Annotated in this window: 11 protein-coding genes and 3 tRNA genes; 8 read left to right on the plus strand and 6 right to left on the minus strand. The window is 53.6% G+C overall.

Translation table 11 applies throughout. From position 1 onward, the window contains the following. From B3Z49_RS06410 to B3Z49_RS06420, 3 genes are all read left to right on the plus strand, one after another. Positions 1 to 1287 (plus strand): MFS transporter (locus B3Z49_RS06410; RefSeq protein WP_296989100.1); only part of this gene is annotated, 1287 nt, incomplete at its 5' end. 182 nt (positions 1288 to 1469) lie between these two features. Further along, entirely contained in the window at positions 1470 to 2963 is a 1494-nt protein-coding gene (locus tag B3Z49_RS06415; protein WP_296989101.1) for a hypothetical protein, read from the plus strand. Positions 2964 to 3083: 120 nt separating this feature from the next. Then, the gene (locus B3Z49_RS06420) at positions 3084 to 3521 is read left to right on the plus strand and encodes a MerR family transcriptional regulator (RefSeq protein ID WP_063089670.1); all 438 of its coding nucleotides are present in this window, start codon (positions 3084 to 3086) and stop codon (positions 3519 to 3521) included. A 78-nt stretch (positions 3522 to 3599) separates the two neighbouring features. Here B3Z49_RS06420 and B3Z49_RS06425 read toward each other — a convergent pair whose 3' ends face one another. The 6 genes from B3Z49_RS06425 to B3Z49_RS06450 all read right to left on the minus strand — a co-directional run bounded on the left by B3Z49_RS06425 (position 3600) and on the right by B3Z49_RS06450 (position 10050). Continuing rightward, positions 3600 to 6290: a bifunctional acetate--CoA ligase family protein/GNAT family N-acetyltransferase gene (locus tag B3Z49_RS06425; protein ID WP_296989104.1), complete on the minus strand. Its 2691-nt coding sequence runs from the start codon at positions 6288 to 6290 to the stop codon at positions 3600 to 3602. A 235-nt stretch (positions 6291 to 6525) separates the two neighbouring features. After that, positions 6526 to 6840: a hypothetical protein gene (locus B3Z49_RS06430; RefSeq protein ID WP_063089667.1), complete on the minus strand. Its 315-nt coding sequence runs from the start codon at positions 6838 to 6840 to the stop codon at positions 6526 to 6528. Positions 6841 to 6910: 70 nt separating this feature from the next. Next, positions 6911 to 6986: transfer RNA gene (locus tag B3Z49_RS06435), tRNA-Asn, on the minus strand. Between the two features lie 292 nt (positions 6987 to 7278). Continuing rightward, positions 7279 to 7354, minus strand: a tRNA-Asn gene (locus B3Z49_RS06440). A 4-nt stretch (positions 7355 to 7358) separates the two neighbouring features. Then, positions 7359 to 7432 (minus strand) — tRNA-Cys (locus B3Z49_RS06445). A gap of 176 nt (positions 7433 to 7608) precedes the next feature. Beyond that, the gene (locus B3Z49_RS06450) at positions 7609 to 10050 is read right to left on the minus strand and encodes a methyl-accepting chemotaxis protein (RefSeq protein ID WP_296989105.1); all 2442 of its coding nucleotides are present in this window, start codon (positions 10048 to 10050) and stop codon (positions 7609 to 7611) included. 515 nt (positions 10051 to 10565) lie between these two features. Between B3Z49_RS06450 and B3Z49_RS06455 the strand changes: the two genes are divergently transcribed. The 5 genes from B3Z49_RS06455 to B3Z49_RS06475 form a co-directional block, all read left to right on the plus strand. Next, positions 10566 to 11219 (plus strand): protein-L-isoaspartate O-methyltransferase family protein, encoded by a 654-nt coding sequence (locus B3Z49_RS06455; RefSeq protein ID WP_063089664.1) that lies wholly within the window; start codon positions 10566 to 10568, stop codon positions 11217 to 11219. Positions 11220 to 11232: 13 nt separating this feature from the next. Continuing rightward, positions 11233 to 11553, plus strand: coding sequence for a rhodanese-like domain-containing protein (locus B3Z49_RS06460; RefSeq protein WP_296989116.1), 321 nt, complete (start codon positions 11233 to 11235; stop codon positions 11551 to 11553). 144 nt (positions 11554 to 11697) lie between these two features. Continuing rightward, positions 11698 to 13050, plus strand: a complete 1353-nt coding sequence (locus tag B3Z49_RS06465; protein WP_064781318.1) for a TolC family outer membrane protein — start codon at positions 11698 to 11700, stop codon at positions 13048 to 13050. Positions 13051 to 13172: 122 nt separating this feature from the next. Further along, a complete protein-coding gene (locus tag B3Z49_RS06470; protein ID WP_296989109.1) occupies positions 13173 to 13787 on the plus strand; it encodes a DUF2497 domain-containing protein in 615 nt (204 codons plus the stop codon). A gap of 90 nt (positions 13788 to 13877) precedes the next feature. Continuing rightward, positions 13878 to 14809 (plus strand): class I tRNA ligase family protein (locus B3Z49_RS06475; protein WP_296989111.1); only part of this gene is annotated, 932 nt, incomplete at its 3' end.

A 14809-nucleotide genomic window follows, 5' to 3' on the forward strand; every position in this document is an offset into this window, starting at 1 on the left:
GATGACGCTGGTCGGGTGCTCGGTTCCATTCTTGTTTTGAAAATGGTGGCCTATCTCGTGATCGCGCCGGTGGCAGGGGGCATGGCCCATCTGTTGCCGCGTCGGATGTGGCTGGTCGGGCTGGATGTGTTGCGCGCGGGGATCGTGCTTTGTCTGCCCTTTGTTGATCAGGTCTGGCAGATTTTCGTTCTGGTGTTTGTCGTAAACGCGGCCTCGGCCGCTTTTACCCCCGTGTTTCAGGCGATCATCCCGGAAATCCTTCCCGATGAAAAGGCATATACCAAGGGGCTTTCTTACGCGCGGCTGGCCTATGATCTTGAAAACCTTGTGAGCCCGGCCTTGGCCGCGGCCCTTTTGGTTGTGTGGTCGTTTGACAGTCTGTTTTTGGCCAATAGCCTGACCTTTGCGATCTCGGCTTTGCTAATCATGACAGCACAGATCCCGCAGGCCGCTCCAACGGACCGCACTGGCGGCATTTATACCAATACGGTGTTTGGCATTGTGGCTTATCTCAAGACGCCGCGTTTGCGCGGGCTTCTGGCCGTTTACTTTGCCGTGTCATCGGTTGGGGCGATGATCATCGTCAATACCGTGGTTCTGACGCGCGGCATTCTCGGCGGGACAGAGTTGTTGACGACAAGTTTTCTGGCCTGTGCAGGTGCCGGATCAATGTGTGCAGCATTCCTGATCCCGCGGTTGATCGAACGCGTGGGTGAACGCCATCTGATGTTGGCGGGTATTGTCGCTGCGGCGGTCGCGATGTTGCTTGGCGGTGCTTTGATGATTTCAGATTTTGCGTCGATCTTCGCGTTTGCAATTCTGTGGCTGATTGCCGGGGCAGGTACAACATTTGCCCAGACCCCCGGTGGACGGCTTGTGCAACGTTCCGCCGGGGACGGGGATCGTTCTGCGTTCTTTGCGGCCAACTTCGCGTTATCGCATGGGGGTTGGTTGTTTGCTTATGGCATCGTTGGCTGGCTTGGAAGTTTGGCGGATCTGTCGGCTGCTTTTCTGGCATCAGGCGGCATGGCAATCGGTTCTGTGCTTGTTGCTGTCATGCTCTGGCCGAAGGAAGACAGACTTGAAATCAAACACAGTCATCCGGGGTTTTGGCACGAACATCCGCACGACCACAATGACCCGCATCACGTCCATGTTCATGAACATGCGGCCGAAACAGACAAGCATCGTCATCGGCACTTCCACCCGCCAGTAACCCACAAGCATCGCTTTGTCATCGACAGCCACCATACAAAATGGCCGATGGAAAGCGGCGATAGGGTTTAGGGATTGGGGCGAAAACCCGAATGTGAGAAAGGCTCACTTTTGCGTTTTGCAAGGTACGTGGTGACATTTCAAAAAGTATGAGGATATGAATTCAGGTGCCTTGACGGCGCGCCTGAAACAACAGACTTGGCCTCTGATTGTTTTGCGTTAAGGTTTTGCAATCCAAACAGGGAGGGCGGGTTATGGAAGTTGTATATGTATCAGAAGACGGGCAAGAACACTGGATTGACGCCAAAACGCGCCCGACACTAACGCTTGATCAGGCGATTGCGCAAAGTCGGCCCGGGCAAATGATCCGCATGATCGCGGGGGATTATTGCTTTGCTGAACCCTTGCGTTTCCCGCGCAGTGGAACGGCTGATCAACCGATCATTGTCCGTGGCGAACCCGATGCGATAATCGACGCGGCAAAGCTTCCTGATCCCTCTGTTTCAGCTAGTAATCCGGGACGTGATGGTTATGCGGTTTTCCAGTTGATTGATGTCGCCCATATCCGGCTTGAGCTTTTTACCATCAAGCGGGCTTGGCCAAGTGCGGTTTATATCGAAAACAGTCAGCATCTGGCGTTTCGCGACCTTGATATCACCGAAGGCACCTATGCCTTTTATGCCAACGGCGAGCAAACCCGCGGCATCTCGATCACGGGTTGCCGTTGGGTCCAAAACCCCGACATCTGGCGTCAAATTCGCTGGGATGAAATTCACGACGGCAAGGACGAAGATGGCAATGTTATCGAGGTCGAGTATCGCTACCTAAACGGGGCGTTCTTTGGATCTGATGATATTATCGGGGATGTCGAAATCATCCGAAACGATATCTGTGATTGTTATAACGGCGTTCGGATGGATGTATCCCAGCATAATCTGGATGCACCGGTCGGCAGCTTTAACCGCGACGTCAGAATCTTTGACAACCGGTTCAGATATATCCGCGATAACCCGATAGAGCCCGAAGCAACCGCCGTTGGCTGGTGGATCGGCCGCAACCGGTTTTATAACTGCCATAAACTGTTTTCGCAGGACGGTGTGCGTGGCGGATTCTGGTATTATTTTGGCAATATCTGCTGGTTTGACAGCCGACCGGGTCCTGAAGGGGATGAAAATAACGGCGGCGCTGTTTTCAAACTGGGCAAGGGCGGATCAGTAGCCCAGCCCGATTATATTTCCGCCTGCCTGCACAACAGCTTTTTCCTGCGCCAGAAATACATCAAGAAGGGCACGACGCGTGGCCTGATCAATGCCCGCAATGCGATTGAACATGCTGATCCGGCAAAACTCCCCGAAGACCTGATGCCAATGGATCAGACATTCTTTGGTCCGGCGGCCAAACTTTCGCTGTCGGCGGATGGTCCATTGCCTGTTTCGTTTGAAGGTGATCTTGCCAACCATCCGACATATCCGGAGGTGTTTGATCCCTATGACGGCGTTTTGCGTGATCCGCGTGTTTCCGATAGCCCGTTGTTCGAAGATGGGCTGTCCGGGCGGTTTGATCTTCGTGCGCAACATCGAGAAGGGTATTGCGACACACTGAGCATCCCGATGCCCGATGGTGGGACATGGTTGTCTCACCGTGTATTCTGGCCAGGTGCATTGACAGATGGGGAGATCTTCGAGGGGCCAGACTATGTTCCCGTTGATCTGGATTACGTTCGAGGTTTGCCTGTTTACAATGATTGACAGGACGTCTTCGTAACGCCCGGTACCCGGTGTTATAGGCTTACGTATGCGTAAATCAGTTGACTGGGCTGTCGGAATGTTGCGATGGTGACGCACCGCATTCAACAAACAAGAAAAAACATGAACGATAAGCTTTATAGCATTACCGAGCTGGCCGAAGAATTTGACATCACGCCGCGTGCGATCCGGTTTTACGAAACAAAGAACCTGCTTGCACCGCAGCGTGCCGGTGCGACGCGCGTCTATAATTACCGCGATCGGGCCCGGCTGATGCTGGTGCTGCGTGGCAAGCGTCTTGGTTTCTCGCTTGAGGATATCAAGGAATATATCGATCTCTATGATGCAGACCGCAGTCGGACAGAACAGCTTGCGCATCTGATGCTGGTCGGACGTCGCCGGATCGAGGAGCTTGAACAGCAGCTTGAAGACGTGCAGACGACCTTGCAGGAACTGCGCACGATCGAGAATGAAGCAATTGATTCGCTTCGTGAAAAGGGTATTGACCCGGAAAAGGCCGTTGCCGATATCAAGGCCAAGCTTGTCGCTGAAACCGCCTGAATTTATTGAAGATTATGCCTGAAACGAAAAAGCCCGGTGAAATACCGGGCTTTTGTTTTTTGGCCATGAAGATGCAGCTTATTCCGGGTCACGCTGCAAGGGCAGGGTGACTTCGAATACTTCTTCATCCGGGATGAATTTTCGGCTGAAACCAAGGCTTTCGCAAAGGGTCAACATCCGACGGTTATTTGGCAGAACCTGGCCGATGAAGGTTTCTGTGCCCTTGCGACGGCAGAATTCGATCATCTTTTCCATCAGAATACGGCCAAGGCCGCGCCCCTTGATATCGGAACGCACCATAATGGCGTATTCGGCTTTCTCGTTATTCGGATCAATGACGACCTGAACGATACCGTGAATTTCGCCTTCCTGATCACCGTTTGGCAGGATGGCAAGGAAGGCCATATCGCGGTCGTAATCAAGCTGCGTCTGACGGGCCATTTCCGAATGCGGCAATTCACGAACCGAGCCGAAGAACCGGAAGTGAATATCTTCCGGGGTTAGCCGCGACATGAATTCGTAGTGGGCTGGTTCATCTTCGGGCTTGATCGGACGCAGCAAATAGGTCGTCCCATCATCCATCACCACCTTTTCCTTCAAATGGCGCGGGTAGGGATGAATGGCCAGGCGCTGTTCATCGCTTACAACCTTTGGCGTTACCTTGATACGGGCATCCAGCGCAATCACACCTTCACGGTCGGCCAGAAGCGGGTTCATATCAAGTTCGACGACTTCACCCAACTGCACAACCAGCTGCGAAAGCCGCACTAAGGTCATGTAAAGCTCTTCAAGGTTGACCGCCGGGACATCGCGGTAACCTTGCAGAAGCTTATGAATGCGTGTGCCTTCGACCAGTTCACGGGCAAGCTTCATGTTGAGCGGCGGCAAGGCCATGGCGCGGTCACGAACGACTTCGACCTCGACACCGCCATGCCCGAACAGGATCACGGGGCCAAAGATCGGGTCAGTGGTCATGCCAACAATCAATTCACGCGCACCGTCACGTTTGACCATTTCTTGAACGGTGAAACCGCGCAGGCGGGCTTCCGGGAATTTCTTGCCAATAACGCGCTGCATTTTTTCGGCCGCAGCACGGACTTCCTCGCCGTTTTCAAGGTTCAGGATAACGCCGCCGACATCGGACTTGTGGCTGATGTCGTCCGACAGGATCTTGAGTGCGACCGGGCGGCCGATCTTTTCTGCCTTGCTGACGGCATCTTTAATATCAAGGGCGGCATAGGTTTTGACAGTGTTGATGCCAAAGCATTCCAGAACCGATTTTGCTTCCGGTTCGGTCAACATGTGACGTCCGGCATGAATTGCGGCGTGAATGATGCTGCGTGCCTTGTCGACATCCGGTGTGTAATCGTGCGGTACCGAAGGCGGCGTTTCCATCAAGAGTTCTTGCAGCTTGCGGAAATTGACCATGTGCTGGAAGGCGGCAACAGCATTTTCCGGCGTACGGTAGGTCGGAATACCAGCCGCATAGAACATATTGCGGGCTTCGGCCACGGTGGCCTCGCCAACCCAGTTGGTCAGGATGTTCTTCTTGCTGTTCTTGATGGTGTCAATCACACCCTGGGCGACTTCGACCGGATCGGTGATGGCCGTCGGGGCATGCATGACCAGCAAGCTGTCGATATTCTTGTCCTTCAGGACAACGTCAATGGTTTTGGCATAACGTTCACCCGATGCATCGCCGATGATATCGACCGGGTTGGCGTGCGACCAGGTCGGCGGGAGGACTTCATCAAGGGCTGCAATGGTTTCGTCGTCAAGGTGGGCCAACTGGCCATGTCTTTCGATCAGGGCGTCAACCGCGAGCACCCCGATCCCGCCACCGTTTGTCACGATGCCAAGCTTGTCGCCACGGAACGGGCGCATGCGCGACAGCGTTTCAGCTGCCGAGAACATCTCACTCACCGTGTACACGCGCAAAACACCGGCACGTTTGATGGCGGCATCGAAAACGTCATCGGCACCGGCAAGCGCCCCGGTGTGGGACGCGGCTGCAGCTGCGCCCTCGGCAAAGCGACCGGATTTGATGCACAGGATCGGTTTGTTACGCGATGCGGCACGGGCGGCAGAGATGAAGCTTCGGCGTTCGTGAATGGACTCAATATAAAGCATGATCGCCCGGGTGTCGGGATCAGAACCCAGATAGTCGATGACATCGCCAAAATCGACGTCATCGCATTCACCCAGCGAAATAAAGTGGGAAAAGCCGATTCCACGTGCAGCAGCCCAGTCGAGAACGGCGGTACACAGGGCACCGGATTGCGAAACAAAGGCAATCTTGCCATTGCCAATGCTTTGATGGCTAAAGCTGGCATTCAGGCCAATGCCCGGCACCATCAAGCCAAGGCAGTTCGGACCCAGCAGGCGCATCTTCTTTGAGGCCGCAATATCAAGCATCGCCTGTTTGACTGTGCGGTTTTCATCATACTGTTCCGCACTCAGGCCAGCAGTCAGGACAATCGCCGCAAGGCAACCTTTTTCGGCCAGGCATTCCATAACCGGAACGACACCTTTGGGCGGAACACAGATGACGGCAAGCTCTGGCACCACCGGCAAACTGTTCACGTCGGGGTAGGCCAGAACGCCACCGATTGACTGACTGCGAGGGTTAACCGGCATGATCGGCCCGTCAAATCCACCGGCAAGCAGGTTCTTCATAATCACGCTGCCGACGGAGTGCGGCCGATTGGAAGCGCCAATCACGGCGACCGATTTCGGTTTGAACAGATGATCGAGATTGATTGTACTCATCGCCAGTTTGCGCCTTGTCCTGTGTGGGCCGGCCAGATTTCGGCCAACTCGCCCTATATGGTGATGCATGCGCTGTTTTTTCAGCGCATCATCATGATGCAGTGCGATATTTTAGAGCGATGCCAATTGTATTGATTTGCTGTGCATCAATAAAGCGCTGCAAACACGAAGTTTTTATGGCAGTGCGATGCAGCAGGCTTTGGGAAGCATGAAGTGCGGAGATGTGGCGCCACGATTAATGCACGTGACCATGATGCCCGTCGTCAAATCGCTCGGACTCTTCAAGCCAGGCTTCCACTTCATCCTGTGAGCTCATGGCAAGCGCGATTTCAAGGTCGGCTTGGACATGCGCCAGACTGTCGAACATCGGGCACCAGCCAAACGCCTGTATCCGGGCATCGGTTGTTGACGAGATCGTGAACAGATCCCCGTCAATCGGGTGTACCAAGCCATGAATGACCCCGCCTTCGCCCGTAATCAACCATCCGCGGGTCGGTCCGGAGAGGGTGGCGAGTTCAACTTCGCGAAGGTCGATTTTGATGGTTTTCATGGGGTAAACATCCGTGTTTTGACGTTCAAAAGCAAAAGGGACCGAACATGACGTTCGGTCCCTTTTTAATTGGCTCCGGCAGCAGGACTCGAACCTGCGACCCAATGATTAACAGTCATTTGCTCTACCAACTGAGCTATGCCGGATCAGGCGCTGCGCGTCTTTCGATGCGCGTGGCAGGTGTATAATCAAACAGTCCGAGGCCCGCAAGACCTTTTTTGAGAAAATCCGGCCAAAATCGCGTCTTTTTCCAACATGGCTGCGACAGGTTATCGGCAGGCGCGATAATGATGGAAACCATTTCCCAACTGGTTGAATTGGATCGCGTAAAGCGCATCGTGTTCTGTGGTCGGGAAGGGGCAAATTACATTTGGAATAACTGCGGAGTTATATTGGCCCGGAAAGCAAAAACCCCCGGAACAGAGTTCCAGGGGTTTATGGCTCCGGCAGCAGGACTCGAACCTGCGACCCAATGATTAACAGTCATTTGCTCTACCAACTGAGCTATGCCGGATCAGTGGAGGCGCGAGCCGGAATCGAACCGGCGTGCAAGGATTTGCAGTCCTCTGCGTAACCACTCCGCCATCGCGCCTTCGCGTTGGCTGGGGCGGTGTATAGCCTCAACAAACGCACCCCGTCAAGCACCCAATTTTACATTTTTCTGAAGGCTTGGGGATTAGTGCTACTAAAAAGAACAAACCACCCGGGAAAACTTCACGGGTGGTCGTAAAAGCTTATGGGAATGTCATCCCACAGTTGGTCAAAGGGCTAGCCTTTGGCTTTACCAAAGCGGTTCTCAAGCCACGGTTTCAATCTTTCCTCGCGGATCTTACTCGGTGCGAAATCGAGGTTTGCGATGGTATCGAGACTGTTTTCAACCTCAAACGGAATGGTGGTGTTCGGGCCTTCGATGGTGATCTCGCCCTTTGTGCCTTCCTTGATCGCCTCAACGAGCGAGACCTTTACACCGCCCGCCGATATATCGATGGTCTGACCACGGATGGACTTCCCGTTGACCTTCACTGTTACGGCGAGTTGAGCTTCGTACCGGGGATCCTTGCGACGGTTTACTTCCGGCGTGGCAGTACGAACGATTCGAACAAGGCTCTTACGAAGTTCAGCGATGCTTTCATCAACTTCTTCGGCGATTTTGTTCATATCAGCCGCACGGGTGAGGTTGTCTTGCGCCTCGGAGGCAACATGGCCGATCTTTTCGGTCACTTCGTTCGATGCTTCTGCTGTCTGAACCACGTTACGGGCGATTTCCTGGGTTGCATCGTCCTGCTGGCGCACGCTGACCGCAACGTTGGAGGCGACTTCGTCAACGCGACGGATGCTTGAAGTCATTTGCTGGACAGTTTCAACCACCGAACCGGTCACATTCTGGATTTCTCCCAGTTGACGGGTGATTTCCTCGGTGGATTTGGCGGTCTGATTGGCAAGGTTTTTAACTTCCTGGGCGACAACCGCGAAACCTTTGCCCGCATCACCGGCGCGGGCGGCCTCAATGGTTGCGTTCAATGCAAGAAGGTTGGTCTGAGCAGCAATATCACCGATCAGTTCGGCAACCTCGCCAATGCGATCAACGCTATCTTTCAGTGATTTGACCGTGTTTTCTGCGCTTTCACCAGCCCGGTTGGCTTCTGCTGTCAGGCTTGTTGCTTCTTCGATTTGGCGCGTAATTTCGCGGATTGACGCCGCCAGCTCTTCGGATGCACCAGAGACGGTTTCCGCGTTCGCCAAGGCTTCGTGTGCGGCAGCAGCAACACTCTCAGAGTTTTCCGAAACACGCTCTGAAGAGCCTGCCATATCAACAGCGGCCGCATTCAAACGCCCTGTTTGATCAATAATTGACTGAACAACCTTTTGCAGTTCTTGCTCGACGGTCTCGGCTAGGCCACGCAGCGCGCCAACGCGTTGTAGGTTGGACCTTGATTCATTCTCTTCGCGTTCGAGCTTGGCGTAGCAAAGTTTGGCGTGCAAAGCGCGCAATTGCTGTATCGCCGGTTTGAAATCGGAAACGGATGGCAGTTCGATCAAATAGCTCGAATCATTGGTTTCGATGGCTTCGAAATGATTTTCCATCTGTGCAAGCGGCCGTCTGAGCTTTTTGATCAACCATCCACCATAAATCACTGTCAAGATGATGGCGAGTGCAACGAGAACGAGTTCAATAATCAGGGTCTGAACGAAATCTGCGCGCGCCTGTTCGACCCGTTCGCCAGCGATCAGGTTTTGAAGAACAGACAGATTGCCGATGAGTTCGGTCAGCGGATCGATTTTCTGGTAAAGCTCTTCCCTGACCAGGGCATCAAGGGCTGCGCTATCCTCGGCGACTAAAATCTGTCGCAGGCGGTCGACCAGTTCGTCAGCGACGGGCAGCATGCCGCGGACTTCCTGAACGATTGGCGTTTCCCGACGGCCCAATTCACGATTGAGGTAAAGGTCAAGGTTCTCCTTAATGCGTGTCCTTGCCACATCAACGCTTTCAATGCCTTCCTGCCACGAAAAGTTGCCATTGCGAACCTTGTGAGAGGCATCAACAACGAAAACAGCGTAATCATCGGATATCTGTTTGAGCAAGTTCAGCGGTTTTACCCGATTGTCATAGAGGCTTATCAGCGCCTTCTCAGTGTTGTATTGGCCCCACAGCCCATATCCACCGATCAGCATCATCAGAATGACCATGGTGCCAAATGCAACGGTCAGGCTGCCTTTGATACTGGACAGGAAGTTGCCCAATTTTGCCTTGGTGCTGGTATCTACAATCTCACCATATTCAAGGCCGACATTTTTTGCCTGTCCCTTGCGCAAGTCGGCATATGTGCTTTCGGCACGCCTCTTTTCTGCGTCCGTTGGTTTGGTGCGGATCGACACATAACCTGTGACCTCACCCTTTTCCAGGGTTGGGGTAACGGTTGCGCGAACCCAATAATGGTCACCATTTTTGGAGCGGTTTTTGACCAGACCTTGCCAGGGAAGTCCGGCTTTGATCGTTTCCCAAAGGTTTGCGAACGCCTCTTTGGGCATATCGCTGTGGCGTACAACATTGTGCGGCGAGCCGATCAGTTCGTCGTCTGTAAAGCCGCTAATATCCACAAAGGATTTGTTGGCGAACTTGATGCGCCCACCCGTATCTGTCCCGGAGACGAGAATATCATCGTCATTCATCAGGACTTCGCGATTGGTTACAGGACCATTATCACGCATTATTTTCCCCTAAATCTCATGCCGAGACAATTTGCGTCAGTCACCCCAAGCGCGACAGCAGAACCCGCTGTACGAAATTAATTCGTTTTGCCGGTGTTACTGCGTGCAATGCGCGCCAAAGACTATACGTTGGGTTATGTTTAGCGCGACGGAGGTCGTTTCAAGTGACGGTTGTATAATTTTTGTTGTGTTTTGACGGGCGGATTGCTGTGTAACGATCTGACAACGCAGAAACATATTTCATGTGAGTACGGAGCAGGGGGCATCGTATAGGGCCGAGTTCCCGGCATAAACAGGTGCGCAGTTGCCTTATCAAAAGACTCTTTGCGCGGATATGAGCGCGCAAAGGTCAATCTTTTAGTGCCCTCAATGTGTTAAAATCGAAGCCACACATTGATCCGATGTTGTCAGTTGCTTATGTGCTGACTATAAACAGGGCAATTGCCGCAGCCGTCTTTGGGGACAACAAGAGGACTGTGGTCTGTTTCTCGCGAGAATTTTCAGGTCAGATAATCATGGATTACCAAATCGCGCGCCATAACATGGTGGAAAATCAGGTTCGGACCAACAAGGTTACCGATCCGCTGGTCATTGCAGCGATGGAAGGGGTTCCGCGCGAACTGTTCCTGCCGGAAGCCAAGCGCGGCGTTGCCTATATCGACGAGGATATCGCCGTGGGCGCCGGGCGTTTTGCCATGGAGCCGATGGTGATTGCGCGCCTTATGCAAAATGCCGAGATTGCTGAAACGGATGTTGCCCTGGTGATTGGTGCCGGGTACGGCTATTCCAGCGCGCTGATCTCGCGCGTGGCAGAAACCGTGGTATCTGTCGAAAGCGACAAGGATATGGCTGCCGCAGCCGAGGCCACCTTCCAGAAGCTCAACTACGACAATGTCATTGTTGTCGAAGGTGATCTCGCATCAGGGTATGCCAAACAGGCTCCTTACAACGTCATCGTCTTCGATGGTGCTGTTGCAGAAGTTCCGGCGGGTATCCTTGAACAGGTTTCCGAAGGTGGTCGTTTGCTCGCCGTTGTGCGTGAACCGGGCAAAGTGGGCGTTGCACGCCTTTACGAGCGCGAAAACGGTGTCATCGGGCATCGCGATCTGTTTGATGCGAACATTCCGTATCTTCCGGGATTTGAGCCGGCAGAAAGCTTTGTATTCTGATTGAGGTTTGACGGTGCTCGACATCAGTTGTGCTGAACTTGCGTCACGGCTTGATGCGAATGCACCGATTGCCTTGCTTGATGTCCGCGAAGATTGGGAGCTTGAAATCTGCGCGATAGATCAGGCGCTCCATATTCCTCTTTCCCAACTATCGGGAAGGTTGGATGAGCTGGCGCCTGATATACCTTTGGCGATCATTTGTCATCATGGTGTTCGCAGTCGCCATGCGGGCCTGTTGCTTGAGGATCATGGATTTAAAGAGCTTTTTAATGTTCGCGGCGGTATAGATGCATGGGCGCTTGAAGTTGAGCGCGATATGAGCCGCTACGATTGAAAACGGCAATGACGGAGAAACGGGGCAAATTACTTTTTTTTGATGCAAATGCCTCTTTTCTTGGAAAATTTTCCTTCCGTCGTTACCATACGTGAAACTGCGCCGGGGTCGGGACTTGGTGTAGGATTTTACAAGGGTAGATAAATGATCAAACGGTTCTTGCTGACCTGCAGTATTCTGGCGACCGGCGGCATTGTTGCCAGCGGCGCTTCTGCAGAAAGCCTGGAAGACGCACTTATCAAGGCGTACCAGAGCAACCCGACACTCGAAGCCGGTCGTGCGGCACTTCGTTCGACCGATGAAGAAATTTCCTCGGCATTGTCAAACTGGCGGCCGAGTGTAAGCCTTTCAGGTAGCGCAGGCGTTCGTGATACCGAAACAGAAACCAACGGTACGAAAACAGATAACAATCTGACGCCCTATACGGTTGGCCTGAACGTTACGCAGCCGCTTTATCGTGGCGGCCGTACCACGGCAGAAACCGAACGTGCAGAGGCCCGCATCAAGGCTGCCCGCGCGTCGCTGCGTTCGACCGAGCAGGATGTTATGCTGCAGGTCGCAACAGCGTATTTCAACGTTCTGCGTGATACTGCGGTTGTTGAGCTTAATCAGAACAACGTTCGTGTTCTGGAGCGTCAGCTTGAAGCAACCCGTGATCGTTTTGATGTTGGCGAGGTGACCCGTACGGACGTGTCCCAGGCCGAAGCGCGCCTTGCAGGTGCAAAGGCCAATTTGATCTCGGCACAGGGTGCCTTGGCCAATACCCGGGCGCAATACGAGCGCCTTGTCGGGAATCCGCCAAGCGATCTTGAAATTCCCAACGCGCTGTCGGGACTTCCGACAAGCATTTCCGATGTTCTGACGATTGCACAGGGTCAGCACCCTGATGTCTTGCAGGCAATTTACAGCGAAGAAGCTGCTCAGTCCGACATTCGTCTGAGCGAAGGTTCGCTTTATCCGGAAGTAAGCCTTGCTGCCGGTGTTGAGCGCCAGCATGAAGCGTCAAATGATGATTTCACGTCTGATACGGCGGACATTATCGCGTCAGTCTCGATACCGCTGTACCAGCAGGGTGCTGTTTTCTCGAACGTGCGTTCGGCAAAGCAGACCGCCGGTCAGGCCCGGATCCAGATTGATGAAGCGCGCCGTTCAGTAATCGAAAATGCAACCAGTGCCTGGGAGACGCTTGTTACAGCACGTGCAAGCATCGAATCGCAGCAGGCACAGGTATCATCGGCTGAAGTCGCCCTTGATGGCGTTCAGCGTGAAGCATCGGTTGGTTCGCGTACCGTTCTTGATGTTCTTGATCAGGAACAGGAACTGTTGCAGGCACGCGTGGATCTTGTGGGATCGCGCCGTGACGCTGCGGTTGCCGAGTTTCAGGTTAAGGCTGCCATGGGGGCGCTCAATGCGCAGGTCCTTGGTCTGCCGGTCGAAATTTATGACACTGAGTCCAACTATAACAAGGTCAAGGACCAGTGGTGGGGAACGGATTGATTGGTTGATGATGGTCGGGGCAGGGTGGCGACATCCTGCCTTCGAACTTGGGTCGGATCGGTCTGGTTAAATGACACTAGTGCGGAAGTTTAATTATGAGTGACGGGCAACAAGAACCTTCCATGGAGGATATCCTCCAGTCCATCCGCAAGATTCTTGCCGATGAGGGGGATGAAGAAAAACAGGAAGCTGCTCCTGAACCCGAACCGACGCCGGAACCGGAGCCAGAACCTGAGCCCGAGCCGGAACCAGAACCCGAGCCCGAAGAAGAAATAGACGAACTTGTGCTTGACGAAGAGCCTGAGGAACTTGAGTTCGAGGAAGAACCCGAGGAACTGGAGCTTGACGAGCCAGAAGAAGATGAAGAACTCGAACTCGACGATATGCTCGATTTCGATGAAACGCCTCTGGAAGAAGAATTCGACGAGCCGGAACCGGAACCAGAGCCCGAACCGGCAATGCCAGCACTTTACGATGATGAAGACGACGAACCGCTGATTTCGAATTTGACGGAATCGACGGCCACCGGAACCATCTCGGAACTGGCGCAAGCCGTTGCAAAGAAACGCGCAGTTGCCCTTGGCATTAACGCGGGCCACGCAACCCTTGAGGATCTGGTGCGTGATATGCTGCGTCCGTTGCTTAAGGAATGGCTTGACGAAAACCTTCCCTATATGATCGAACGCCTTGTGAAAAAGGAAATCGAGCGGATTGTGAACCGCGCCGAAGACCTGTAGGTGAGCCGATTTTGACATTCGAGCGGCGCGCCAACGGTGCGCCGCTTTTTCTTTGGATAAACAATTAAACCCGCAGCGGATCAAAAGACCATGTTGGAGAAGACCTACAACCCGGCCGATGTTGAAGGCAGACTTTACGATAAATGGGAAAAAGCAGGGGCATTTGCCGCTGATCCGGCATCCAGTGCCGATCCCTATGTCATCATGATGCCGCCGCCCAACGTGACCGGTAGCCTCCACATGGGGCATGCACTGACCTTCACGCTTCAGGATATCCTGGTCCGCTATAACCGGATGAAGGGCAAGGATACCCTTTGGCAACCGGGCACCGACCATGCTGGCATCGCGACCCAGATGGTCGTTGAACGCCAGCTTGGCGAACAGAACGTCACACGCCATGACCTTGGCCGTGAAAAGTTCGTCGAGAAGGTCTGGGAGTGGAAAGAAAAATCCGGCGGCACCATCACCAATCAGCTGCGCCGTCTGGGCGCGTCGCCCGATTGGCCGCGTGAACGCTTCACCATGGATGATGGTCTTTCGGCTGCGGTCCGCAAGGTGTTCGTTAAGCTGCACAAGGATGGCCTGATTTACCGCGACAAGCGTCTGGTGAACTGGGATCCGAAGCTTCTGACCGCGATTTCCGACCTTGAAGTCGTTCAGAAAGAAGTCAAAGGCCATTACTGGCATTTCAAATATCCGATCGAAGGCCGTGACGGCGAGTTCATCACCGTTGCGACCACACGTCCCGAGACGATGCTGGGCGATACCGGCGTTGCCGTCCATCCGGATGATGAACGCTATCAGGACCTGATCGGGAAATACTGCATTCTTCCGATTGTTGGACGCCGCATCAAGATCGTCGCCGATGAATATGCCGATCCGGAAAAAGGGTCGGGGGCTGTTAAGATCACACCAGCGCATGATTTCAATGACTTTGAAGTCGGCAAACGTGCTGGTCTGGAAAAGATTAACATCCTTGATGATTATGCGCGCATCAATGATGAAGCGCCCGAGGAATACCG

Origin of the sequence: Thalassospira sp. UBA1131, from assembly GCF_002311515.1 — a bacterium.
Taxonomy (GTDB): domain Bacteria; phylum Pseudomonadota; class Alphaproteobacteria; order Rhodospirillales; family Thalassospiraceae; genus Thalassospira.